The 22,082-nt window shown below is 65.2% G+C and carries 18 protein-coding genes and 1 other RNA gene; 13 read left to right on the top strand and 6 right to left on the bottom strand.

Annotated features, from left to right (window positions below):
- Nucleotides 1–26: 26 nt before the first annotated feature.
- Both DYI37_RS13970 and pepN read right to left on the bottom strand, forming a co-directional pair.
- On the bottom strand, nucleotides 27–2,231 hold the full coding sequence (locus DYI37_RS13970) for a PAS domain-containing sensor histidine kinase (RefSeq protein WP_158555182.1): 2,205 nt from the start codon (nucleotides 2,229–2,231) through the stop codon (nucleotides 27–29).
- A 253-nt stretch (nucleotides 2,232–2,484) separates the two neighbouring features.
- Entirely contained in the window at nucleotides 2,485–5,133 is a 2,649-nt protein-coding gene (pepN, locus tag DYI37_RS13965; protein ID WP_116683861.1) for an aminopeptidase N, read from the bottom strand.
- A gap of 151 nt (nucleotides 5,134–5,284) precedes the next feature.
- On the opposite strand from pepN, the gene DYI37_RS13960 reads away from it, so the two are divergent.
- Nucleotides 5,285–6,223: a DMT family transporter gene (locus DYI37_RS13960; protein ID WP_116683860.1), complete on the top strand. Its 939-nt coding sequence runs from the start codon at nucleotides 5,285–5,287 to the stop codon at nucleotides 6,221–6,223.
- A gap of 15 nt (nucleotides 6,224–6,238) precedes the next feature.
- Here DYI37_RS13960 and DYI37_RS13955 read toward each other — a convergent pair whose 3' ends face one another.
- The 3 genes from DYI37_RS13955 to DYI37_RS13945 form a co-directional block, all read right to left on the bottom strand.
- Nucleotides 6,239–7,111 (bottom strand): DUF1028 domain-containing protein, encoded by an 873-nt coding sequence (locus DYI37_RS13955; protein WP_116683859.1) that lies wholly within the window; start codon nucleotides 7,109–7,111, stop codon nucleotides 6,239–6,241.
- Between the two features lie 128 nt (nucleotides 7,112–7,239).
- On the bottom strand, nucleotides 7,240–8,187 hold the full coding sequence (gene nudC / locus DYI37_RS13950; protein ID WP_116683858.1) for an NAD(+) diphosphatase: 948 nt from the start codon (nucleotides 8,185–8,187) through the stop codon (nucleotides 7,240–7,242).
- Nucleotides 8,184–8,609 (bottom strand): HIT domain-containing protein, encoded by a 426-nt coding sequence (locus tag DYI37_RS13945; protein WP_116683990.1) that lies wholly within the window; start codon nucleotides 8,607–8,609, stop codon nucleotides 8,184–8,186. Before DYI37_RS13945 ends, nudC begins: the two co-directional genes overlap by 4 nt.
- A 64-nt stretch (nucleotides 8,610–8,673) precedes the next feature.
- Between DYI37_RS13945 and ffs the strand changes: the two genes are divergently transcribed.
- From ffs to DYI37_RS13915, 6 genes are all read left to right on the top strand, one after another.
- Nucleotides 8,674–8,770, top strand: an RNA gene (gene ffs, locus DYI37_RS13940) — signal recognition particle sRNA small type.
- A gap of 262 nt (nucleotides 8,771–9,032) precedes the next feature.
- Nucleotides 9,033–11,111: a DNA polymerase III subunit gamma/tau gene (locus DYI37_RS13935; RefSeq protein WP_116683989.1), complete on the top strand. Its 2,079-nt coding sequence runs from the start codon at nucleotides 9,033–9,035 to the stop codon at nucleotides 11,109–11,111.
- Between the two features lie 6 nt (nucleotides 11,112–11,117).
- Nucleotides 11,118–11,441 carry a YbaB/EbfC family nucleoid-associated protein gene (locus DYI37_RS13930; protein WP_116683857.1) on the top strand — a complete coding sequence of 108 codons (324 nt, stop codon included), beginning with the start codon at nucleotides 11,118–11,120 and terminating at the stop codon, nucleotides 11,439–11,441.
- Between the two features lie 53 nt (nucleotides 11,442–11,494).
- A complete protein-coding gene (gene recR, locus DYI37_RS13925) occupies nucleotides 11,495–12,100 on the top strand; it encodes a recombination mediator RecR (protein ID WP_116683856.1) in 606 nt (201 codons plus the stop codon).
- Between the two features lie 71 nt (nucleotides 12,101–12,171).
- On the top strand, nucleotides 12,172–12,798 hold the full coding sequence (locus tag DYI37_RS13920) for a nucleoside triphosphate hydrolase (protein WP_116683855.1): 627 nt from the start codon (nucleotides 12,172–12,174) through the stop codon (nucleotides 12,796–12,798).
- Between the two features lie 91 nt (nucleotides 12,799–12,889).
- Entirely contained in the window at nucleotides 12,890–14,062 is a 1,173-nt protein-coding gene (locus DYI37_RS13915) for an HPP family protein (protein ID WP_116683988.1), read from the top strand.
- Between the two features lie 827 nt (nucleotides 14,063–14,889).
- Here the strand turns inward: DYI37_RS13915 and DYI37_RS13910 are convergent.
- On the bottom strand, nucleotides 14,890–15,645 hold the full coding sequence (locus DYI37_RS13910) for an SDR family NAD(P)-dependent oxidoreductase (RefSeq protein ID WP_116683854.1): 756 nt from the start codon (nucleotides 15,643–15,645) through the stop codon (nucleotides 14,890–14,892).
- 110 nt (nucleotides 15,646–15,755) lie between these two features.
- Between DYI37_RS13910 and hrpB the strand changes: the two genes are divergently transcribed.
- The 6 genes from hrpB to trpA all read left to right on the top strand — a co-directional run bounded on the left by hrpB (nucleotide 15,756) and on the right by trpA (nucleotide 22,034).
- Complete coding sequence (gene hrpB, locus DYI37_RS13905) at nucleotides 15,756–18,311, top strand: ATP-dependent helicase HrpB (RefSeq protein ID WP_116683853.1); 2,556 nt, start codon at nucleotides 15,756–15,758, stop codon at nucleotides 18,309–18,311.
- Between the two features lie 103 nt (nucleotides 18,312–18,414).
- A complete protein-coding gene (locus tag DYI37_RS13900; protein ID WP_116683852.1) occupies nucleotides 18,415–19,086 on the top strand; it encodes a phosphoribosylanthranilate isomerase in 672 nt (223 codons plus the stop codon).
- A complete protein-coding gene (gene trpB, locus DYI37_RS13895) occupies nucleotides 19,083–20,303 on the top strand; it encodes a tryptophan synthase subunit beta (RefSeq protein ID WP_116683851.1) in 1,221 nt (406 codons plus the stop codon). The genes DYI37_RS13900 and trpB overlap by 4 nt, the downstream gene beginning before the upstream one ends.
- 29 nt (nucleotides 20,304–20,332) lie before the next feature.
- Entirely contained in the window at nucleotides 20,333–20,725 is a 393-nt protein-coding gene (locus tag DYI37_RS13890; RefSeq protein ID WP_116683850.1) for a hypothetical protein, read from the top strand.
- Between the two features lie 11 nt (nucleotides 20,726–20,736).
- Nucleotides 20,737–21,060 carry a divalent-cation tolerance protein CutA gene (cutA, locus tag DYI37_RS13885; RefSeq protein WP_116683849.1) on the top strand — a complete coding sequence of 108 codons (324 nt, stop codon included), beginning with the start codon at nucleotides 20,737–20,739 and terminating at the stop codon, nucleotides 21,058–21,060.
- 149 nt (nucleotides 21,061–21,209) lie between these two features.
- Nucleotides 21,210–22,034 carry a tryptophan synthase subunit alpha gene (gene trpA, locus DYI37_RS13880; protein WP_116683848.1) on the top strand — a complete coding sequence of 275 codons (825 nt, stop codon included), beginning with the start codon at nucleotides 21,210–21,212 and terminating at the stop codon, nucleotides 22,032–22,034.
- Nucleotides 22,035–22,082: the final 48 nt, after the last annotated feature.

The raw sequence follows: 22,082 nt of genomic DNA, 5'->3' as shown, positions 1-22,082 counted from the left end.
GGACGCTCCCCGGTCCCGCCCTCGGGTCAAGCCGCGAAGGCGCGCCGGACCGGCTTGTTCGGAAGGCGGACCGCGACGATCGTGCCCTCGCCGAAGGTCGACGCGATCTTCAGGCGTCCGCCCTGCAGTTCGGTGAGGGAGCGGGCGATCGCGAGACCGAGACCGGTTCCCTTCTTGGTGCGGGTCCACTCGCTCTCGGTCTGCTCGAAGGGCTTGCCGATCGTCTTCAGGTGCTCTCTGGCAATTCCCTCGCCCCGATCGGTGACGCTGAGATGGATCGCGCCGCCGCGCTCCCTGACGCAGATCCGGACCGTGCCCCCGTCCTCGCTGAACTTGACCGCGTTCGAGACGAGATTGGTCATGATCTGGATCAGCGCGCGGCGATCAGCATAGACGTTCAGCGTCTCCGGCTGTTCGATGGCGACGGTCACGTTGTGCTTGCCAGCGGTCGCCTCCACCATGCGCGCGCTCTCGTCCACGGCTTCGGACAGGTTGAACACCTGGCGCAGGATCGTCGTGCGTCCGGACTCGATCTTCTGCATGTCGAGGATGTCGTCGATCAGCTGCAGGAGGAAGGAGCCGCTCTCGTAGATGTCGTTCGCGTAGCCGGCATATTTCTCGCAGCCGATCGGTCCGAGGATGCCCTGCCGCATGATGTCGGAGAAGCCGAGGATCGCGTTGAGCGGCGTGCGCAGCTCGTGGCTCATATTGGCGAGGAACTTGGTCTTGGCGCAGGACGCCGCCTCGGCGCGGTTCTTCTCCCTGCGGAAGCTGAGATTGAGCTCCTCGAGCTGCTCGGCCTTCAACTCGGCGTCACGCTGCGTCTCGCTCAGCGTGTGGATCGCGTCCGTGAGCCGGCGTTCGGACTCGTGCAGACGGGCCTGATGCATCTTCAGCTTGGTGATGTCTGCGCCGATGGCGATGAAGCCCTCCTGGGTCCGCCTCTCCGACAGAAGCAGCCACCGGCCATCGGCCATCTTGATCTCGTAGGCGCTGTCGGCACCGTTCGAGGTGCGTCCGGTCAGGGGATGGCTCTCGATCGGTCGACGCGAGCGGGTCATGACCTCGGCGAGGTGGGTCCCGGGCTTCGTGTCGGCTTCCGAAAGGCCGAAGACGGCGCGGTAGTTCGAATTGGCGAGCACGATCTTGTCGTCGTTGTCGCACAGGACGAAGGTCTCGGGAATGTTCTCGATGGCGTTGTGAAGCTGCTGGTGGGCCTGACGCGTCCGCTCCGAGAGCTCCTGCTGTTCGCTGACATCGGCGACCACGCCTACGAGATGACGCTCGCCATCGGCCTTCACGGTCGCTTCGGCTCTGGCCCTGAACCACAGATAGTGACCGTTGTGATGGCGCAGGCGGAAGGTCTGGTCGAAGCTCGATCCCTCACCGGCGAGGATCCGGTGCAGCTTGTTCATGACGCTTCTGTCGGACGGATGCAGACGGTCGCGGAACTCGCTCAATCCGATGCGCGAACCGTCCGCCTTCAGGCCGAGAAGGGTGTGGACCGATCCGGAAAGCTGGAGCTGCCCGCCGGTCACGTTCCAGTCCCAGATGCCGGAATGCCCGAGGACGAAGGCGGTGTCGACGAGATCGCGCTGCTCCTGATAATCGGCCTCGATCTCCGCGGCGCGGGCGGCCTGCTGGTAGAAGGCCAGGATGAGAGCGAGGAGGACGAGGCTCGTGAAGGTAAAGAGCGAGACGTTGATCGCGAGGGACTTGCGCCAGCCCGTCATGGCGGCGCTGTCGATCTGAACGATCGTCGCGAGGCCGAGATCTGCGGCGAGGCTCATGGAGGCGGTGCTGACCGGCTCCTCGTCGAAGATGCCGGCGATGACGGCATCCCCGCGCCCGAACTGAATGGCGCTCGGGGAAAGGCCGAGGGTCGAGACGAGATCGGAGCCGATGAGATATTCGTATCCGACACTCGTCGCCTTGATGGCGCCGTCCGTGCCGCTGATGACGACGAAGCGCCCCGGCACCATGAGGTCGGCCGGCAGGCGGCTCGTCACAAGGATGTCGAGGGGCGAGGCCTCGGCCTCGTCGCTCGAAAGCGCGTGGCTCTCCGCCGCGATATAGCGGGCGCCCATCTTCAGGTCGCGGTCCACGTCGCTCTCGACGGTCGAATGATGTTCGGCCAGGGCCCCGAAGCGGATGAGCGCGACGAGGACCAGAAAGCCGATGATGAGGACCGGGATGCCGCGTCGGCGGAAAGGAGCGGAGCGCACGCTCATGTCGTGAAGAGAGCGAAGGGAAAGCTCTTGTCGACTCAAAACTGCGAACTTGTCGGAGAGGAAGGTCCGAAATTTGGACAACAAATCCCCTGCCGACGCGATGATCGCGTCTGCGCGCATATGAAGTTTCCTCGTAGCCGCACTGCTGATTCGCAAACGCCACATCCGCGAACCAACAAGATATCAACAGACGCGAATCAGTTTGTCCACAAGATCGATTTGGTTAAATTTTTCTTCACTGAACTTGACATTGTCAGCCAAGGGTTCGTTCCAAGATGTCCTTAAGGTCTTTCGAAAGCTGTGGCATTTTGGCCATGTTCGAGAGGGTCGCTTCGGCTTTCCCCCTGCGGCCGGACTCCAGCATTCGCCATGTTCTGAAGGCGGTCGCCATCCGCGCCGCGATCTGTGGATTGATCGCGTCGAGTTCCAGAAGGCGCTCGGCGAACCACGCATAGCCTTCGCCGTCGGGCCGGTGAAACGCGGTCGGATTCATGCCCGCGAGGGAGCCGATCAGGGATCGTGCGCGGTTCGGGTTCTTCAGCGTGAAACGCGGGTGCGCGGCAAGCTCGCGGATGCGATCGAGCGTCGCCTCGCCCGGCGCTGCGGCCTGGAGCGCGAACCACTTGTCGAGGACGAGCGGGTCGTCCTCGTAGCGTTCGTAGAAGCGATCGAGCGCCTGCCGGGTTCTCTCATGCCCGGGAAAGCGGAAGACGAGGATCGCGAGCGCCCCCTGGCGATCGGTCATGTTCGTCGCCTCTTCGAAGCGCTGGAAGGTGCGTTCGGGATCGCCATCGGCGACGGTGACGAATCCGAGCGCCGCATTCGCGAGCGCCCGCCGTCCGGCGCTCTCGGCATCGGGCGAAAACGCCTCGTCCGCGGGCGCGATCGCGATCAGTCGCTCGAAAACCGCACGGCCGCGCTCGGCGATGGCACTGCGGGCGTTGAGACTGGTCTCGTAGATCCGGCTCGGATCGATATCCTTGCCGATGAGCCGGGCGATGTCGGTCTCGGCCGGCAGAGCGAGCACCTGCGCGCGGAAGGCGGGATCGAGATCGTCGTCGCCGGCGGTTTCGACGATCGCCCTGATCAGTTCGTCCCCGAGCGGATCCTCGGCAATGGGCCCCGTGCCGCCCGCGGCCGAGGCGAGACGCTCGCCGAGAAGGTCGTTGAGGATGCGCCAGCGATTGAAGGGGTTCGGATCGAGGCGGGCAAGGGCCAGCCGGTCGCTCTCGGGCTGATCGTGGACGAGGGTGACGGGCGCCGAGAAATCGCGCAGCACCGACAGGTAGGGGCGGCCGCCGACCTTCTCGAAGACGAAACTCTCCTCGGCCTCCTGAAGACGGATCACGTCGTCCCGGATGTCGCCGCCCGCCGCCGGCACCAGCGGACGGTCCTCGCCGTCGGGTCCGACGAGCCCGATCCTGACCGGCATCATCACCGGCTTCGTTCCGGTCCTCGCCGCGCCCTGCTTCAGGGATTGGGAGAGGGTCACGGTCATGCTGTCGGCCGACGCGTCGTAGCGTTCCGAAACCGTCAGCGTCGGCGTTCCCGCCTGCTCGTACCAGAGGGCGAAGGTGGAGAGATCCGTCCCGCTCGCATCCTCGAAAACCTTCACGAAGTCTTCGATCGTCGCGGCGTCGCCGTCATGGCGTTCGAAATAAAGGTCCATTCCGGCGCGGAAGTCCTCGGGACCGAGGAGCGTCGCGATCATCCGCACCAGTTCGGCACCCTTGTCGTAGACGGTCGCCGTGTAGAAGTTGTTGATCTCGCGATATTCGCTGGGCCGCACCGGATGCTGGAGCGGGCCCTGGTCCTCGGGGAACTGCATGCTCTTCAGCCGGCGCACCGAGCCGATGCGCTGGACCGTGCGCTCGCGCTCGTCCGCGGAGAATTCCTGATCGCGGAACACCGTCAGGCCTTCCTTCAGGCAGAGCTGGAACCAGTCGCGGCAGGTGATGCGGTTGCCGGTCCAGTTGTGGAAGTATTCGTGGGCGATCACCGTCTCGACGCCCGCATAGTCCTGATCGGTCGCGGTGTCGGGGTCGAGCAGCACGTATTTGTGGTTGAAGACGTTGAGACCCTTGTTCTCCATCGCCCCCATGTTGAAGTCCGAGATCGCGACCACATTGAAGACGTCGAGATCGTATTCGCGCCCGAAGCGCCGCTCGTCCCAGGCCATCGAGCGTTTCAGGGCATCCATGGCGTAGCCGGCCTGATGGGAGCGGCCCTTGTCGGTGAAGATGCCGAGGGTGACGTTTCGCCCGCTCGCGGTGGTGAAGCTGTCGCCGACCCGCTCCAGATCGCCCGCGACGACCGCGAAGAGATAGGACGGCTTGTTGAACGGATCGTCCCAGACCGCGAAATGCCGGCCGTCCGGCAGGTCGCCGGTCTCGCCGGGATTGCCGTTCGAGAGGAGAACCGGAGCCGCCTCCTTCGAAGCCTCGATCCGCACCGTGTAGGGAATGAGGACGTCGGGGCGGTCGTAGAAATAGGTGATGCGGCGGAAACCTTCGGCCTCGCATTGGGTGCACCAGATGCCGTTCGAGCGGTAGAGCCCCATCAGCTTGGTGTTTTCCTCCGGCACGATCCGGGTGCCGATGTCGAGGAGGAACTCCCCGGAGGCGGGAAGATTGCGGATGGTCAGGCGATCGGGCGCGGCGTCGTAATCGCTGTCCGGGATCGTCCGGCCGTCGAGCTTCAGGAAGGTGAGGTTCAGTTCGTCGCCGTCGAGCACGAGCGGGGCGTCGCTCGCGGTGCCCTGCCGCCGCTCGAGACGTATCTGGCTCTCGATTTCGGCCGAGCCCTCGAACAGACGGATGGTCAGGTAAACGCCCTTGAAGACGAAATCCGTCTGCGAATAATTCTTCAGCTTCACGGTCTGTCCGGTCTCGGTGCGCAGCATGGCGGGGTCCTTTTTCCTCTGGTCCCCTAGTTAGATAGGCCCGCACCATTTGCAATTTGGCCGGCCGATTGGGATAGGAACGGACGGCATCCCGGTGGCGTCCACACCCATAGGGTGACGATCCAGCATCGCATACGAAGGCCGATGACCCATGCAGCAAGGCTCGACGGACGACGACAGGCCGGTCTTCGGCGTTTGCCTGAAACTTCTCTCGATCCTGTCCTTCGTGGGCATGCAGACCGCCATCAAGCTGGCGGGTTCCGGCGTGCCCGCCGGCGAGATCGTGTTCTTCCGCTGCTTCTTCGCCTTGCTGCCGGTGCTTCTCTATCTCGCCTGGCTCGGCGATCTGAAGACCGCGTTCCGCACGAACGACATCAAGGGCCATGTGCTGCGCGGCATCGTCGGCGTCGCCTCCATGGGGCTCGGCTTCTTCTCGATCACCCGGCTCGCCTATCCCGAATGGACGACGATCAACTATGCGACGCCGCTCATCACGGTGGTCTTTGCCGCGCTCTTCCTCGGCGAGGTGGTGCGCGCCTATCGCTGGACGGCGGTCGCCATCGGCCTCGTCGGTGTCGCCGTCGTCACCTTGCCGAATTTCAGCGTCGCGGGACGGGACATGGGCGGGGTCGAAGGCCTCAGCGTGCTCGCCGCGATCTTCTCGGCCGTCTTCGCCGCGATCGCGATGATCCAGGTGCGCCGGCTCGCCCAGCGCGAAAAGACGGCCACCATCGTCCTGTTCTTCATGGTCGCCGCGAGCATCATCTCGCTCTTCTCGTTGCCCTTCGGATGGGTCGTGCCGACGCCGGAACAGGCGGTCCTCCTCGTCATCGCCGGTATTCTCGGAGGCATCGGCCAGCTTCTCCTGACGGCCGCCTATCGCTTCGCCGACACGTCCACCATCGCACCCTTCGAATATTCCTCTCTCATCCTCGCGATCCTCATCGGGGCGACGGTCTTCGGCGAGGTCGTCGCCGTATCGACCATCCTCGGCGGCGCCATCGTCGTGCTGGCCGGTATCTCCATTATCTGGCGCGAGAGCCAGCTCGGCCTGAAGCGGCGCAAGGACCGCCAAACCCGCACCTTCTGACAAGCCCGGGAGAGATCATGCCTCCGGGTGCTTCGTCCTGATATCGGCGAGGACTTCGAGATCAATCCGCGCATCGTCGCGGATCCGGTTGTCGTAGTTTTCCTCGCCCATGAAGCGGGCCATCGCCGCGATCTCGGCCTCCTTCCATTCCGCCCCCTCGGACGGCCGGGACAGAAGACCGGTCCTCGAAAGGAGGCGTTTGAGATAGGCGGCGGTCCCGGCGTCGATCGGGACGACATCGCTCTCGTTCGACGGGAAGAAGGAAAGCTTGTGCAGCCGGTAGCAACGGGCAAGTTCCTCGATCGGCTGGAGATGGTCGTAGATCTGGATGTCGACGAGCCGGCCCGCCCGTCCGGCATAGGCCGTGCCCGCCTTGACGACGAGGACGCCGGCCGCCTGCTGTCCGCGCATCTCGCCACCGGCGTCCCGGCCTGCCGCAAGTGCCGAGACGAGACGTTCGGCAAGGTCGCCGGTGCCCGTCTCGAAACGCTCGATCATGGCATCCAGAACCCTGTCATTGGTCAGGGAATTGCCGATCGCGACACTGTTCTCGCCTTCTGCGCCGCCACTTTCACCGCGCCACGTCGCGATGCTCTTCCCGGTGAAATGCGCTTTTGCGCCATTGAGGCCCATCACCGCGATCTGGCGACAATGGTCGTCGTCGTCCTTGTTGGAAAGGACGCCGATGACGCCTGCCGGATCGAGGCCGAGGCGCAGAAGTTCCAGCCCGTCCTCGCCGTGATCGGGATTGCCGAAGGCCTGGGTATGGACGATCCCGCAGCGGGCATCGCCATGAAGGACGAGGGAGGCGACACCTGGAAATTTCGATTGCACCGCGCCGCCGACCGCACCGGTTTCGGGATCGCGGCCGATGATGGAATAGGTCATGGGGTCGTGCTCCGAAGATGTCGCGTGAGGATTGCGGCCGCACGGGGCGGCACGTTCCGATCATCTGGCACGATGCGGCGGGTCGGCAAACGACGAGGGACGCGAACGAGGCGTCTGGAACGCTCCGATCAGATCTCGTCCGCGACGAAGGCGCGGATCAGATGGTGGGCGATGGCGAGCGGCGGGGGAACGACGAGACCATCTGCATGACGCCCTTCGATCATCGCCTTCACCTCGTCTCGCCCGAACCAGCGGCAGGCCTCCAATTCGTTCGAATCGAAGCGGATCTCGGTGGTGGCCGCGAGTGCGACGAGGCCGAGCATGAGATTGCCCGCGAACGGCCAGGGCTGGCTGCACAGGTAGTGCACGGAGGCGATCTCGACCCCGGCCTCTTCCCGGGTCTCGCGCCGCACCGCCGCCTCCAGCGTCTCCCCCGCCTCCACGAAACCGGCAAGGCAGGACCAGGACTTTTCGGGAAAATGCGGCTGGCGGCCGAGGATGCAGCGCCCCGCACCGTCGTGGATCAGCATGATCGACACCGGATTGATGCGGGGAAAGACGATGTCGCCGCAGCGCGTGCAGCGCCGGCTGGCTCCGGCCGCCTCGCTGACGGTCTCCCCGCCGCACTGGGCGCAGAAATGGTTCGACCCGTGCCACAGGAGGAGATGCTGGGCCTGGGCGAGACGCCCTTCGGTTTCCGGTTCGAGATTGCCTTGGGCCGCAAGCGAACGCAGGTCGATGATCTTGATGTGGTCGGGCGGATCGAGATCGGGGAGGGCACCCACCGCGATCACCGGCCGCTTCTCGCCGTCATGGCCGAGAAGCACGGTGTCGGGGTTCGCCAGATCGGCGAACCGGGTCGCCTCTTCCATCGAGAAGCCGGGCTGCGGCGCATCGCCCGTCACGGCACACAGGAAGCCGGTGGCCGCGCGCACGAAGACGATCGCATTCGGATCCGCCAGCGCTTGCGCCAGCGTCTCGGGGCCACGCGTCTCGCTCTCCCGGTCGAGGCTGTTGGTGGCAAAGCCGAGCGGCGGGGTCGAGGCTTCGGTCGGGGTCTTGAAGAGGCTGGTCATAGGGGAAAGACGGCCTTCACGAGATCGTCGATGAATGCGTCGGCGACGCCCGGCTCGTAGGCGACCGCCTCGCCGAAACCCCAGACGGGCCCGGGCCAGTTCGCGTCGCCCGACGATCGCGCGACGATGTGGGCATGCAGCTGCGGCACCATGTTGCCGATCATCGCGATGTTCAGCTTGTCGCAGCCGGTGAGGGCCTTGAACGGCTTGGAGACGAGGCCGAGCTCAAAGGTCAGCATGGTCTGGTCGAGCCCCGTCATGTCGTGAAACTCGACCGTATCGGGTCTCCTCGGGACGAGGATCAGCCAGGGCCAGCGGGAATCGTTGATCAGACGCAATTCGCACAGACCGAGCGTCTTGACCGGCAGGGAGTCGGCCGCGAGGCGCGGGTGCAACTCGAATGGCGTCGGCTTGGTCGTCATCGTCTTCCTGTTTTCCATCGGCCCCGCCTTGCAATTAGGGCACCCATCGGCGATATGGAGCCCGGGAGGTTGGTGGTGGACGAGCCACTCGCCAACCGGGTCAGGTCCGGAAGGAAGCAGCCCCAACGAGCCAGGCACGGGTCATCGTGCCAGCCTCCCACCCTTCATCCCCTCGACGACAGATCTGCGTCCGTCGCCCGGCAGGCCGCCCGGTGACGGAAAAGATCCGTTTCGTCGCAAGTCGATCGGTGGAGGGTTGCGCCTGCGGCCGCAAGGCCGCACAAGACGAGCCTTGAGAGATCGCCTGCCACTCCGGGAGCTGTCCGTTTCGATGACCGTCCTTCGACCCCGAGCGTTGCCGTGCGACCAGTGGACGAGGCAGGGGAGCGGCATCTGCCGCCCGGCGGTCCGCCCGTGAGCGAGATCGAGACGAAAGCCCCCCAGGCCGAGGCCTACAGGGTCCTCGCCCGCAAATATCGCCCCCATTCCTTCGCCGATCTCATCGGCCAGGATCCGATGGTCCGCACGCTCACCAACGCCTTCGAGACCGGACGCATCGCCCAGGCCTGGATGCTGACCGGTGTGCGCGGCGTCGGCAAGACCACGACGGCCCGCATCCTCGCCCGCGCGCTGAACTACGAGACCGAGACGATCCACCAGCCGACCATCCACATGAACGAGCCGGGCATCCACTGCCAGGCGATCATGGAGGGGCGCCATGTGGACGTGGTGGAGATGGATGCCGCCTCCCATACGGGCATCGACGACATTCGCGAGATCATCGCCCAGGTGCGCTACCGGCCGGTTTCGGCGCGCTACAAGGTCTACATCATCGACGAAGTCCACATGCTGTCGACCCAGGCCTTCAACGGGCTCCTGAAGACGCTCGAGGAGCCGCCGGAGCATGTGAAGTTCGTCTTCGCGACGACCGAAATCCGCAAGGTGCCCATCACCGTTCTGTCGCGCTGCCAGCGCTTCGATCTGAGGCGCGTGGAGGCGGGTGTCCTCATCGGCCATCTTAAGGCGATCGCGCAGAAGGAGAATGTGGAGATCGAGGACGACGCGCTTCGGCTCGTCGCGCGTGCTTCGGAAGGCTCGGTGCGCGATTCCCTGTCCCTGATGGACCAGTCGATCGCCCACGGCGCGGGAGCGGTGACGGCGGGCGCCGTCCGCGACATGCTGGGTCTGGCCGACCGGGTGCGCATCATCGATCTCTTCGAGACGGTGATGCGGGGCGATGCGGGCGCCGCTCTCGCCGAACTGCGCGATCAGTACACCGTCGGAGCCGATCCCGCGATCGTGCTCGGCGATCTCGCCGATTTCACCCATCTCGTCACGACGCTGCGCTATGCGCCCGAAGCGGCGGAGGATGCGGTGCTCTCGCCCGACGAAGCCCAGCGGGGCCTTGCCTATTCGAAGAGCCTGTCGGTCCGTACCCTCGGTCAGGTCTGGCAGATGCTCCTGAAGGCGATCGAGGAGACCCGCAACGCGGATTCGCCCCGGCAGGCGGCGGAAATGGCGCTGATCCGCATCGCCCACGCCGCCGATCTGCCCTCGCCGGACGATCTCCTGCGTCTCCTGAAGACCGGCGAGACCGGCGCTCTGCCGGGGCCGCGAGCCGCGTCAGCCGACACCGCGGCGAAAGGTGGCGGGGAGGGGCCCGCTGGGTCCATGGTTGGTTCGACCGGCTTCTCGCGGATCGGCTCGCATTCGCAAGCGGTCGCAAAGACGGGTTCCGAAGCCCCTGAACCCGAGGCCGGGCCGGGCAGGCAGGCGGTGTCCGCGGCGGCGGGCGGCGCGGGCGGCGCCCAGAATGCCAGAGCGACGGCCCCGCGCGCGGTGTCGGCTTCGCCTTCCGCCTCTCTCGCATCGTCCGCCCATCCCGTGCGTGCGCCGCTCTCGCTCGCGACGAGCTCCATGCCGCAGATGGCGAACCAGACGCGCCGCGAGACCGCACCCGATCCCGGCTTGCCCGAGGTGCGGATCGCGAGCCTCGCCGACCTCGCCGATCTTGCGAAGGACAAGCGGGATTCGCGCCTGGAAGCCTGGGTGCGCCGCTATGTGCGCCTCAAGTCCATCGGCGACAGGCGGCTCGAGATCGGCGTGACCGAGGAGGCGCCCGAGGCGCTCGCGGGCGAGCTGACGCGCAAGCTGCACGAATGGACCGGCGCCCGCTGGTCGGTCACCGTCTCGGGCGGCGTGGAGGGGGCGACATTGGAGGAGGCGCGCGCCGAAAAGCGGCGCAATCTTCTGCGCGATGCCGAACTCGATCCGGCCGTCGCTGCCGTGCTGAAGGCGTTTCCCGGCGCGAAGATCGCCGATGTGCGCCTTCGCGAGGACATGATGGCGGAAGAGGCCGCCGCCGACCTCGTCGACGGCATTCCCGAGGGCGGGCCCGACATCGAAGCCTATCCCGAACATTATTTCGGTCTGGACTCCGGGCTCGACGATGACGATATCGGCACGAACGACGACGACAACGATGACGACGAGGACAGGTGATCCCCGATGAAAGACATGATGAACCTCATGAAGCAGGCGAAAGCCATGCAGGAGAAAATGGCGGGTCTCCAGGAGGAGATGGCGGCCATGGTGGTCACCGGTCAGTCCGGTGGCGGCGTCGTGTCGGTCACCCTGTCCGGCAAGGGCGAGATGACGGGCGTCTCGATCGATCCGTCGCTGATCAAACCCGAAGAAGCCGACATTCTCGAGGATCTGTTGGTCGCGGCCCATGCCGATGCCAAGACCAAGCTCGATGCCGCCATGCAGGAGAAGACCCAGGAAATGACCGCCGGGCTCAATCTGCCGGGCGGCATGAAGCTGCCGTTCTGACCGCTCTTCCAGGCGCGACGACGACCGGCGCAAGCTTCTAGGTTAAAAGACCCATGGCCAAGACCATCGCCGGCCCCGAGATCGAGAGGCTGATCCAGCTTCTCGCCAAGCTCCCGGGCCTCGGGCCGCGATCGGCCCGGCGCGCGGCGCTTCATCTCGTCAAGAAGCGCGAGCCGATCCTGCGTCCGCTGACGGCGGCCATGGCGGACGCCCTCGACAAGGTCGGCGAGTGCTCCGTCTGCGGCAATATCGATACTTCCGATCCCTGCACGATCTGCCGCGATCCGAGCCGCGACCAGTCGGTGGTGATCGTGGTGGAGGATGTGTCCGATCTCTGGGCGCTGGAGCGGGCAAAGGCCCTCAATGCCGCCTATCACGTGCTCGGCGGCGTGCTGTCGCCCCTGGAAGGGATCGGCCCGGAGGACCTCACCATCCGCCAGCTCGTCGAGCGCGTCGCAACCGGCGAGGTGAAGGAGCTGGTCATCGCGGTCAACGCCACGGTGGAGGGCCAGACCACCGCCCATTACCTGATGGATCAGCTGGAAGGCCTCGACGTGAAGGCGACGCGGCTCGCCCACGGCGTTCCCGTCGGCGGCGAACTCGATTATCTGGACGAGGGCACGCTGTCCGCAGCCATGCGGTCGCGCACGGCCCTCTGATGGGTTCGTCCGACCGAGCCGGACCGCGCTTCACGGGGGTGCGTGCGAGGCGAGGAGAGGGGAGAACCGCGATGACGACGATATCACGACAGACGTTCACGGAGATCGTGCTCGGTCTCGATCGCTCGCGCCGGCATATCGTCGCGATCGCCGGTGCGCCGGGTTCAGGCAAGAGCACCTTCGCGGAGATGGTCTGCGAGCGCCTGAATGATGAGATGCCGGGCGCCTCAGCCATCCTGCCGATGGACGGTTTCCACTTCGATGATCGGGTGCTGGAGGCGCGCGGAGACCGCCCGCGCAAGGGTGCACCGCATACATTCGACGTCGGCGGCCTTCGTTCGACGCTCGAACGCCTGAAGCGGCGGGAGGAGGACGTCGTCGCCGTTCCGGTTTTCGACCGATCCATCGAAATCGCTCGGGCCGGCGCCCGGCTGATCGAGCGCGAGGTTCCGATCATCCTCGTCGAGGGCAATTATCTCCTGCTCGACGAGCCGCGCTGGGCCGTGCTGCGGGAGTTCTTCGACCTGACCGCCTTTCTCGACGTGCCCGAGGCGACACTCAGGGAGCGCCTCACCGATCGCTGGCTCGGCTTTGGCCTCGAAGGCGAGACCCTGCGAGCCAAGCTGGAGGGCAACGATCTTCCGAACGTTGCGACGGTCGTCCGGCGCAGCATCGACCCGGACTATCGGATCGGGTGAGAGGCCTTTACCGAGATCGTCGCGTCGTATGCCTGTCTTTTGAGCGAGATGCTGATAAATGCGGCAGAAATTCTCGCTCGCAGGTGCCGCGATGGCTCGGTCTCTTCTTCGTCTCATCCCCGATCTCGGTTATGTCAGCGCCACCGAACAGGTGCGTGCCAGTCTCGGCGCGCTGATCGGTATCGCCGTTACGGGCTTCTCCACGCTTCTCGTTCTCGGCCCCGATACGGCGGTGCCGCTTCTGGTCGCTCCCATGGGCGCTTCGGCCGTTCTGCTGTTCGCGGTCCCATCCAGTCCTCTCGCCCAGCCCTGGTCGATCATCGGCGGCAATGTCTCTGCGGCTCTCGTCGGCATCGCGTGCCGGATGCTGATACCCGATCCCCTGCTTGCCGCGGCAGCCGCGGTCTGCCTCGCCATCGCCCTGATGTTCGCCTTGCGCTGCCTTCATCCGCCGGGTGGAGCGGTCGCCGTCACCGCGGTGCTTGCCGGCCCCGTCGCCGATAGCCTGGGATTTGCCTTCGCCGCCGTTCCGATCGGCCTCAACTCGGCGCTTCTTCTGGCGACGGCACTTCTCTACAACCGCCTCACCGGCCGGCGATATCCCCAGCTGCGACCGACGGAGAGCCCGAACCCGCACGGGACGAGCGACCCGTCGCCGCGCGAGCGGACCGGGCTGACGCTGGACGATCTCGACACGGTGCTGGAGCGCCGGGGCCGGGTCGTCGATATCGACCGCAACGAACTGATGGAGATCCTGACGACGGCCGAGCACGAGGCCCATCGCCGCCGCTCGGGCAGTCTCACATGCGGGCACATCATGTCGCGCGACGTGGTGACGGTCTCGCCGGAAACGCCGATCGGCGAGGCCTGGCACATCATCCAGGATCGCAATTTCAGCGTTCTGCCTGTGACCACCGACGACCGGACGCTCGTCGCGCTCCTGACCCGCGAGACCTTCGTGAACGCCATCGGACGCGGTCTCTCCTGGCCACCCGTGCGAGGAGGCAAGCGCTTGGGCCACGGTCTCGACAAGGGATTTTCGGCGCGAATGCCCGTGGAGCGGATCGCCGCGAGGAACCCACGGACGGCGAAGGCGTCCACCGCGATCGCGGATCTCGTCCCGACCCTTTCGAAAGCCGGGCTACACCATGTCGCCGTCACCGACGACGCCGGACGGCTGGTCGGGCTCGTGACCCAGACGGATCTGGTCATGGCGCTTTTTAGCGGTGATGTGAGGGGTACGGGCGAGATGGTTGAGGAATGATGATGCTTGAAACAGAATAAGGAAGAAGCGTTTCAGAATGAGTAATCACGGCTTTGTGAGAAACAAAAAGAGCGAACTCCGCAGGCTCGAAGGGTTCGCACGATGCTCGTGCGAGGACCGTTCAGTCCAGCGCCTCCGAGGGCATTTCAAAACCTGCAATCTCGGAGAATTTCATGTTCTACACCCATCTATGCCGTCATGCCGCTTGCTACCTAGCCATGGCAATCCATCGCATCTCCGCCTGAACCCACGCCTCGCGCTCGGCACGGTAATGCCGTGCCGAGCGTCCTTGAATCGGAATTCATTGAAAGGCGTTTCATTGAGATGACTTGTCGTCATCGCAAGGGCTGCCAATTTTCGTTTTTTAACCGCCTTGAGGCTTCGGCACATGCCCAAGAAAATGAAGTTGGTTCTCAAATCCCGTTACTATATGGCGGAATTTAACAGGGTTCGCGGTGATAGCATCGCGCTTTGTGCGAAACGTCTGGAGCATCTCGGTCTAGACGTCGAGATAGTCCGACACAAAACGACCCTTCTGCTCAAGCGTCCAAGTTCAATGACGTGGGATGAGTTCAAAGATGCTTTACGATCTGTCATCCAGCCTCGTCGGGGATCGTTGATCGTTACCAGCAAGACTACGGGCCGAGCCTTTCTATGCTCGAATAAAGGCAACATGCCTGGTCGCTTCGTTCGCGTGATGTAGGCGTTTCCTGAAACAGAATTATTAATCCTGTTTCACTCTGATGTAATCGCTGCATTGCGAAGCGACCGGCGCCTGCCACGTGGTGTTCGAGAGTGAAGCCACGTTCATAGGTCGCCCCACGCCCTCACACGTGCTGGCCGCCATTGATGTGGAGTTCGGAGCCGTTGACGTAGGAGGACTGGTCCGAGCACAGGAAGTAGATGACGTCGGCCACTTCCGAGGTCTGGCCGAGGCGGCGCAGCGGGATGTCGTCGATCATGTCTTCGGTGCCAGGGGACAGGATCGCGGTCTCGATCTCGCCGGGTGCGATGGCGTTGACGCGGATGCCGGCGGGGCCGAAGTCGGCGGCCATCTCCCGCGTGAGGGAATTGAGGGCGGCCTTCGAGGTGGCGTAGGCGGTGCCCGCGAAGGGATGGACACGGCTTCCGACGATCGAGGTCACGTTGACGATCGATCCCTTCCCGGTCTGAAGTTCCTTGAAGAGCCCGCGTGCCAGCATGATGGGCGCGAAGAAGTTCACCTGGAAGACGTCGCGCCACAGATGCATCGGCGTCTTGATCGAATCCATGCGCCCGCCGCCCTCGACCTTGGGCGAGATCGCCGCATTGTTGACGAGGGCGTGGAGGCGCGAGCCGTTGGCCTGCAGCCGCTGGCGGATTTCGGACACCGCATAGCCCACATCCTCCTGATCGGAGAGATCGACGCGGATATGGTCCTCGGGTCCCGCCGGCCAGGGGCAGTTGTCGGCGAATTCCTGGCGCGAACAGGTGATGACCCGCCACCCCTCGCGCGAGAAGCGCTTGACCGTCGCATGGCCGATCCCCCGGGATGCGCCGGTGAGAACGATCGTCTTGCGTTCGTCGGACTGGATCTGCGACATGGTCGGGAGAACTCCTGGGACCGGGATCGGTCGTGGCCTTGCGGCGATTGACGGCCCTCGCAGGGCTTGGTCCCGTCCTATACCATGTGGCGGCAAGGCCCAAGATCGCGATGGCACCGGTCCGTCATTTCGGCGTGCCGGCCACATCGCCGATCTTCAGGGCAAGCCAATCGCCGACCGAATTCCAGCGAGTTCCGATCCTGTTCGACCTTCCCCGCCTTCCCGTATCCCATAGTCTCGACGATCTGAGCACGGCGCTCGGCGAACGGCGATCGGCCGTCCTCGTCGCCCCGCCGGGCGCGGGCAAGACGACGCTCGTTCCGCTCCATCTGCTGGGCGGCGGATCGCCGGGAACGATCCTCCTCGTCGAGCCGCGCCGGCTCGCGGCGAGGGCCGCCGCCCGGCGCATGGCCGAGATCGCGCGGGAGACGGTGGGCGAGACGATCGGCTGGCGCATGCGGCTCGACACCAAGGTTTCGGCCAGGACCCGGATCGAGGTGGTCACCGAGGGTGTGTTCACGCGCATGATCCTCGGCGATCCCGAGCTTGCCGGTGTCTGCGCCGTCATCTTCGACGAGTTCCACGAGCGGTCCCTCGACGGCGATTTCGGCCTCGCTCTCGCCCTCGATGTGCAGGGCGCCCTGCGGGAGGATCTGCGCATCCTCGTGATGTCGGCGACCCTCGACGGTGCGAGGGTCTCGAGCCTTCTCGGCGATGCGCCCGTGATCACCAGCGAGGGCCGGGGATTTCCGATCGAGATCCGCCACCGCGAGCATCCAGGCACCGAGCGGATCGAGGACGCGATGGCGAGCGCGATCCGCGAGATTCTGGCGACGGAGACAGGGAGCGTGCTCGCCTTCCTGCCCGGCCAGCGCGAGATCGAGCGAGTGGCCGAGCGGCTCGCGGGGCGTCTCGCCGCCAACACGATCCTTGCTCCACTCTACGGGGCGATGGACGGCGCCGCTCAGGATCTCGCGATCAGGCCCGCCCCCGCCGGCCAGCGCAAGGTCGTGCTCGCGACCTCCATCGCCGAGACTTCACTCACCATCGACGGCGTGCGCGTGGTGATCGATAGCGGCCTCTCGCGCCGGCCCCGCTTCGAGCCGGCGACGGGGCTGTCGCGGCTGGAAACCGTTCGCGTCTCTAAGGCCTCCGCCGACCAGCGGGCGGGGCGGGCCGGACGCACCGAGCCAGGCATCGCCCTTCGTCTCTGGCGGGCCGAGCAGACGGCGGCGCTCGAAGCCTTCGATCCGCCGGAAATCATGGCGAGCGATCTGTCGGGCCTGCTTCTCGATTGTGCCGCCTGGGGCGTCGCGGACCCGCGCGATCTCGCCTTTCTCGATCCCCCGCCGGAACCTGCGCTCAACGAAGCGCGGCGGCTTCTCGCCGATCTCGGTGCGCTCGATGGCGATGGGCGGCTGACCGCTGCCGGCGAGGCGATGCGCGGCCTCCCGCTGCCGCCGCGCCTTGCGCGGATGGTGGTCGCGGCCGGCAGAGGCGACCGGTTGATGGCCGCGCGGCTCGCCGTTCTCCTCACGGAGCGGGGCCTTGGCGGCAATGATGCCGATCTCGCCGAGCGCCTGCGCCGTTTCGAGACGGATCGTGGCCCGCGCGCCAGAAGCGCGGACGCCCTGGCGAGGCGCATTGCGCAAAGCGCGGACGGCGGTGAGGAGGATGCGTCCCGCGATCCGCGTCTCTCGGGCGAAGCCGGCGCGCTTCTCGCCCTTGCCTATCCGGACAGGATCGCGGTCCGGCGCGGCGTCCCTGGCGCCTATGGTCTCTCCAATGGTCGCGGCGGGCTCGTCGACCCGGCCGAGGCGCTGGCAAGACATCGTGCTCTCGTGGTGGCCGATCTGGTGGGGGCTGCCAAGTCGACGCGGATCGTCGCGGCCGCGCCCCTGTCTGAGGAGGCGCTCGCGGCCATCGTCGAGCGCGATGGCCTCGCCGAGGACGTCCTTCTCTTCGACCGGAACGCCAAGGCTGTGCGCGCCCGGCGCATCGAACGGCTCGGGCGCATCATCCTATCGGAAACACCGCTGAAGACCCCGACGGGCGAGGCGGCGGCGACGGCGCTGATGGAGGGCCTTGCGGGGTTCGATCTCAGCATCCTGCCCTTCGGCAAGGAGGGCGAGCGCCTGTTGCGGCGGCTGCGCTTCCTTGCCGGCGCCGATCCTGAGGTCTGGCCGGATCTTTCGGAAGAGACCCTTCGCCGACGCCTTGCCGAATGGCTCGGTCCCTTCGTGCCCGGTGCGACCTCGCTCTCGGAGATCAGCGAGGGGCAGGTGAGCCAGGCGCTTCACGCGCTCGTGCCGGGCCCCGTTCAGGGACGGCTCGGCGACCTTGCTCCGAGCCACTTCGAAGCGCCGTCCGGCAACCGCCATCCGATCCGTTACGAAGACGACCAGCCCGTGCTCTCGATCCGGGTCCAGGAACTGTTCGGCCTGACGCGCCATCCCTCGATCGCCGAGGGACGACTGCCGCTGACGATCGAGCTTCTGTCGCCGGCCCAGCGGCCGATCCAGATCACCCGTGACCTGCCGGGCTTCTGGTCCGGTTCCTGGGCCGATGTACGCGCCGATCTTCGCGGCCGCTATCCGCGTCACGAATGGCCGGAAGATCCGGCGAACGCCGCTCCGACTGCGCGCGCGAAACGCAGGACGCCCTGAACTTCGGGAACGGCTCGTTCGCAGGGATGGCCTTTGCGAAACAGCCCGTTTCGATGCTACCGGCTCATGCACGACAATCGAATGCACGCAGAAAGGCTGCCGGATGCTCGACGTCAAGATTTGCGGCCTCTCCACCTTCGAGGCCATCGATGCCGCGATCGCGCGGGGCGCGAGCCATCTCGGCTTCGTCTTCTTCGAGAAGAGCCCGCGCCATGTGGATCTCGCCGAAATGGCCGAACTCGTCGACTATGTTCAGGGCCGCGCGCAGACCGTCGCCGTTACCGTCGATCCTTCGGACGACCTTCTCGCCCGTCTTGCCGGCGATGTCGGGGTCGACTGGCTCCAGCTGCACGGGAGCGAAACCGAGCGGCGGGTGGCCGAGGCGAAGGCGAAGACGGGCCTCAAGGTGATGAAGGCTCTGCCGATCGCCGGGATCGACGATCTCGATCGGATCGAGCCCTATCGGTCCGTCACCGATGCCATTCTTCTCGATTCCAAGCGGCCGCAGGGGTCGAATCTTCCCGGCGGCAACGGCCTTTCCTTCGATTGGCGGCTTCTGACGGCGCTTGACCGCGACGTGCCCTTCATGCTCTCGGGCGGGCTCGACAGCGACAATGTGGAAGAAGCCGTGCGCATTGCGCGCCCGGCCGGACTCGACATATCGTCGGGGGTCGAAAGCGCGCCCGGCATCAAGGATATCGGCCGCATCAACCGCTTCTTCGACGCGCTGGAGCGGGCGCGCGAGACGGACGTTCAAGGAGAAGACCAGTCATGAACCAGGCTTTGAACCCGAATTCCTTCCGCGCGGGTCCCGATGAGGAAGGCCGGTTCGGCAAGTTCGGCGGCCGGTTCGTCGCCGAGACCCTGATGCCGCTCGTCCTCGACCTTCAGGAGCAGTGGACCTGGGCCAAGAGCGACCCCGGCTTCAAGCGCGAGCTGGATGCGCTGAACGCCACATATACGGGCCGTCCCTCGCCACTCTACTTCGCCGAGCGGCTGACCGAGAAGCTCGGCGGTGCGAAGATCTATTTCAAGCGCGACGAGCTGAACCACACGGGCTCGCACAAGATCAACAACTGCCTCGGCCAGATCCTCCTCGCCCGCAAGATGGGCAAGACGCGGATCATCGCGGAGACGGGAGCCGGCCAGCACGGCGTCGCGACGGCCACGGTCTGCGCGCGTTTCGGCCTGCCCTGCGTCGTCTACATGGGCGCGACCGATGTCGAGCGTCAGGCGCCCAACGTCTTCCGCATGAAGCTTCTGGGTGCGGAGGTCGTGCCCGTCACGGCGGGCCACGGCACACTCAAGGACGCCATGAACGAGGCCATGCGCGACTGGGTCACCAATGTCGAGGAGACCTATTACCTGATCGGCACGGCGGCCGGCATGCATCCCTATCCGGAGATGGTGCGCGACTTCCAGTCGGTGATCGGCAAAGAGGCGCGCGAGCAGATGCTGGCGGCCGAAGGCCGGCTGCCCGATCTCCTCGTCGCGGCCGTCGGCGGCGGTTCGAACGCCATCGGCCTGTTCCATCCCTTCCTCGACGACAAGGATGTGGCGATCGTCGGCGTGGAGGCGGGCGGCAAGGGCCTCGACGGGGACGAGCACTGCGCGTCCCTCACCGCAGGCTCGCCCGGCGTCCTGCACGGCAACCGCACCTATCTTCTCCAGAACGAGGACGGACAGATCAAGGAAGGCCATTCGATCTCGGCCGGTCTCGACTATCCGGGCATCGGGCCGGAGCATTCCTGGCTGAAGGATACCGGCCGCGTCGAATACGTCCCGATCATGGACACCGAGGCGCTCGACGCCTTCCAGCTCCTCACCCGCACCGAGGGCATCATCCCGGCGCTGGAGCCGGCCCATGCGCTCGCCGAGGTGGTCAAGCGCGCACCGAAGATGGGCAAGGACAAGATCATCATCATGAATCTGTGCGGCCGCGGCGACAAGGACGTCCACACGGCGGCCAAGCATCTTGGCGTGGAAATCTGAGGCTTAGTAGTGTGGATAGAAGATATGATATGAAGAAGGATAAAGCCGAGTTCGTGTTCGAAATGTTCAAAATTCACGCTGACCAGAGATTGAGGCTGGTTCAGTATTTCTGCGCTCTCTATGCTGGAATTTTTGCTGCAGCATCTTTCTTATCCGGCGTCAATCTTTACGCCGGGGCAATGATATTCGTAGTACTTTTTGGCATTTCGGCAGTATTTTGGGCGTTAGAGATTAGAACTAAGGAATTGGTCAAGATTTCAGAATCTCAAATGAAGTTTTGGCATTCCTATAAGGGTCTTCTTGATGATTTTGATCAGCCTGAAGGCTTTCGCGTCACATACGGAAATTCGCTGAAGATTTTTTATATCTTGATGGCGGTGTTCGCTTTATTTGGGGCATCAGTCGTGTTGTTCGCCAGCTAGAAAGGCCGTCCATGACCGACATCATCGAAATCCAGACCACTTGTCCAAGCCTGGAGGACGCGCGCCAGCTCGCCCATATCCTGCTCGACGAGCGGCTGGCGGCCTGCTGCCAGATCGCCAAGGAAATCGACAGCCGCTACTGGTACGACGGCAGTCAGCATCGCGGCGACGAGACGCCGCTGATCATCAAGACGCGCGCCGATCTCTTCGATCGGATCGCCGCCATGATCCGCGAGCATCATCCTTACGAAACGCCGGCGATCTTCGGCTTCGTGGTGCCGTTCAGCGACGAGGCGACGAAGCGCTGGATCGACGAGAGCTGCACCAGCGCCTGAGAACTCCCGTCGCCTCTTAAGGGACGAAGCGCGAGTCTTGGCATCGTCGGTGCGGATCGCGTAAGGGTGCGGACGATTTCCTGCGGACGAATGGCCTTGCCTGCCGTTCGCGTCCCGTCGTCCAGAACCGCTGCCGCCGAAAGCTTGCCATGACCACACGCATCGAGGACCGTTTCGCCAAGCTGAAGGCCGAGGGGCGACCGGCGCTGGTGAACTTCATCATGGGCGGGGACCCGGATCACGAGACCTGTCTTCAGATCATGCGCGACCTGCCGGGCGCCGGCGCCGACATCATCGAACTCGGCATGCCGTTCTCCGATCCGATGGCCGACGGACCCTCGATCCAGAAAGCCGGCATCCGCGCGCTGAAGGCCGGTGCGAGCCTCCAGAAGACGCTCGATATCGTGAAGGGCTTCCGGGCGGGCGACGACGAGACGCCGGTCATCCTGATGGGCTACTTCAATCCGATCTATATCTACGGCGTCGCCCGCTTCGTCGCTGCAGCTCTCGAAGCGGGCGTCGACGGCCTGATCGTCGTCGACCTGCCGCCCGAGATGGACGACGAACTCTGCCTCCCGGCGCTTGAGGCCGGTCTCAACTTCATTCGTCTCGCAACGCCCACCACCGACGACAAACGCTTGCCCGCCGTTCTGAAGAACACCTCCGGTTTCGTCTATTACGTCTCGATCACCGGCATCACCGGCGCGGCCGCGCCCGATGCCGGCAAGGTCGCGAAAGCCGTCGAGCGGATCAAGCGCCATACCGATCTTCCCGTCTGCGTCGGTTTCGGCGTGCGCACCGCCGAACAGGCCGTTGAGATCGGCAAGGGTGCGGACGGCGTGGTCGTCGGCTCCGCCATCGTCTCCGCCATCGAGAATTCGCTCGAAGAGGGCCGGGCCGGCAGCCGAACCGTCGAGGCGGCGCTCTCGGTGGTTCGCGACCTGTCCTCGGGGCTTCGCGCTTCCAAGGCTTGAGTCCGCACAGCCGCCTGCCCACATCGGGTCACGCGCGTCACCAAACAC

The sequence above is a fragment of the Fulvimarina endophytica genome (genome assembly GCF_003403015.1).
In the GTDB taxonomy this organism is placed as follows: Bacteria; Pseudomonadota; Alphaproteobacteria; order Rhizobiales; family Rhizobiaceae; genus Fulvimarina; species Fulvimarina endophytica.
The sequence above is the reverse complement of the archived record's forward strand: the minus strand, read 5'-3'. Positions and strand labels throughout refer to the sequence as shown.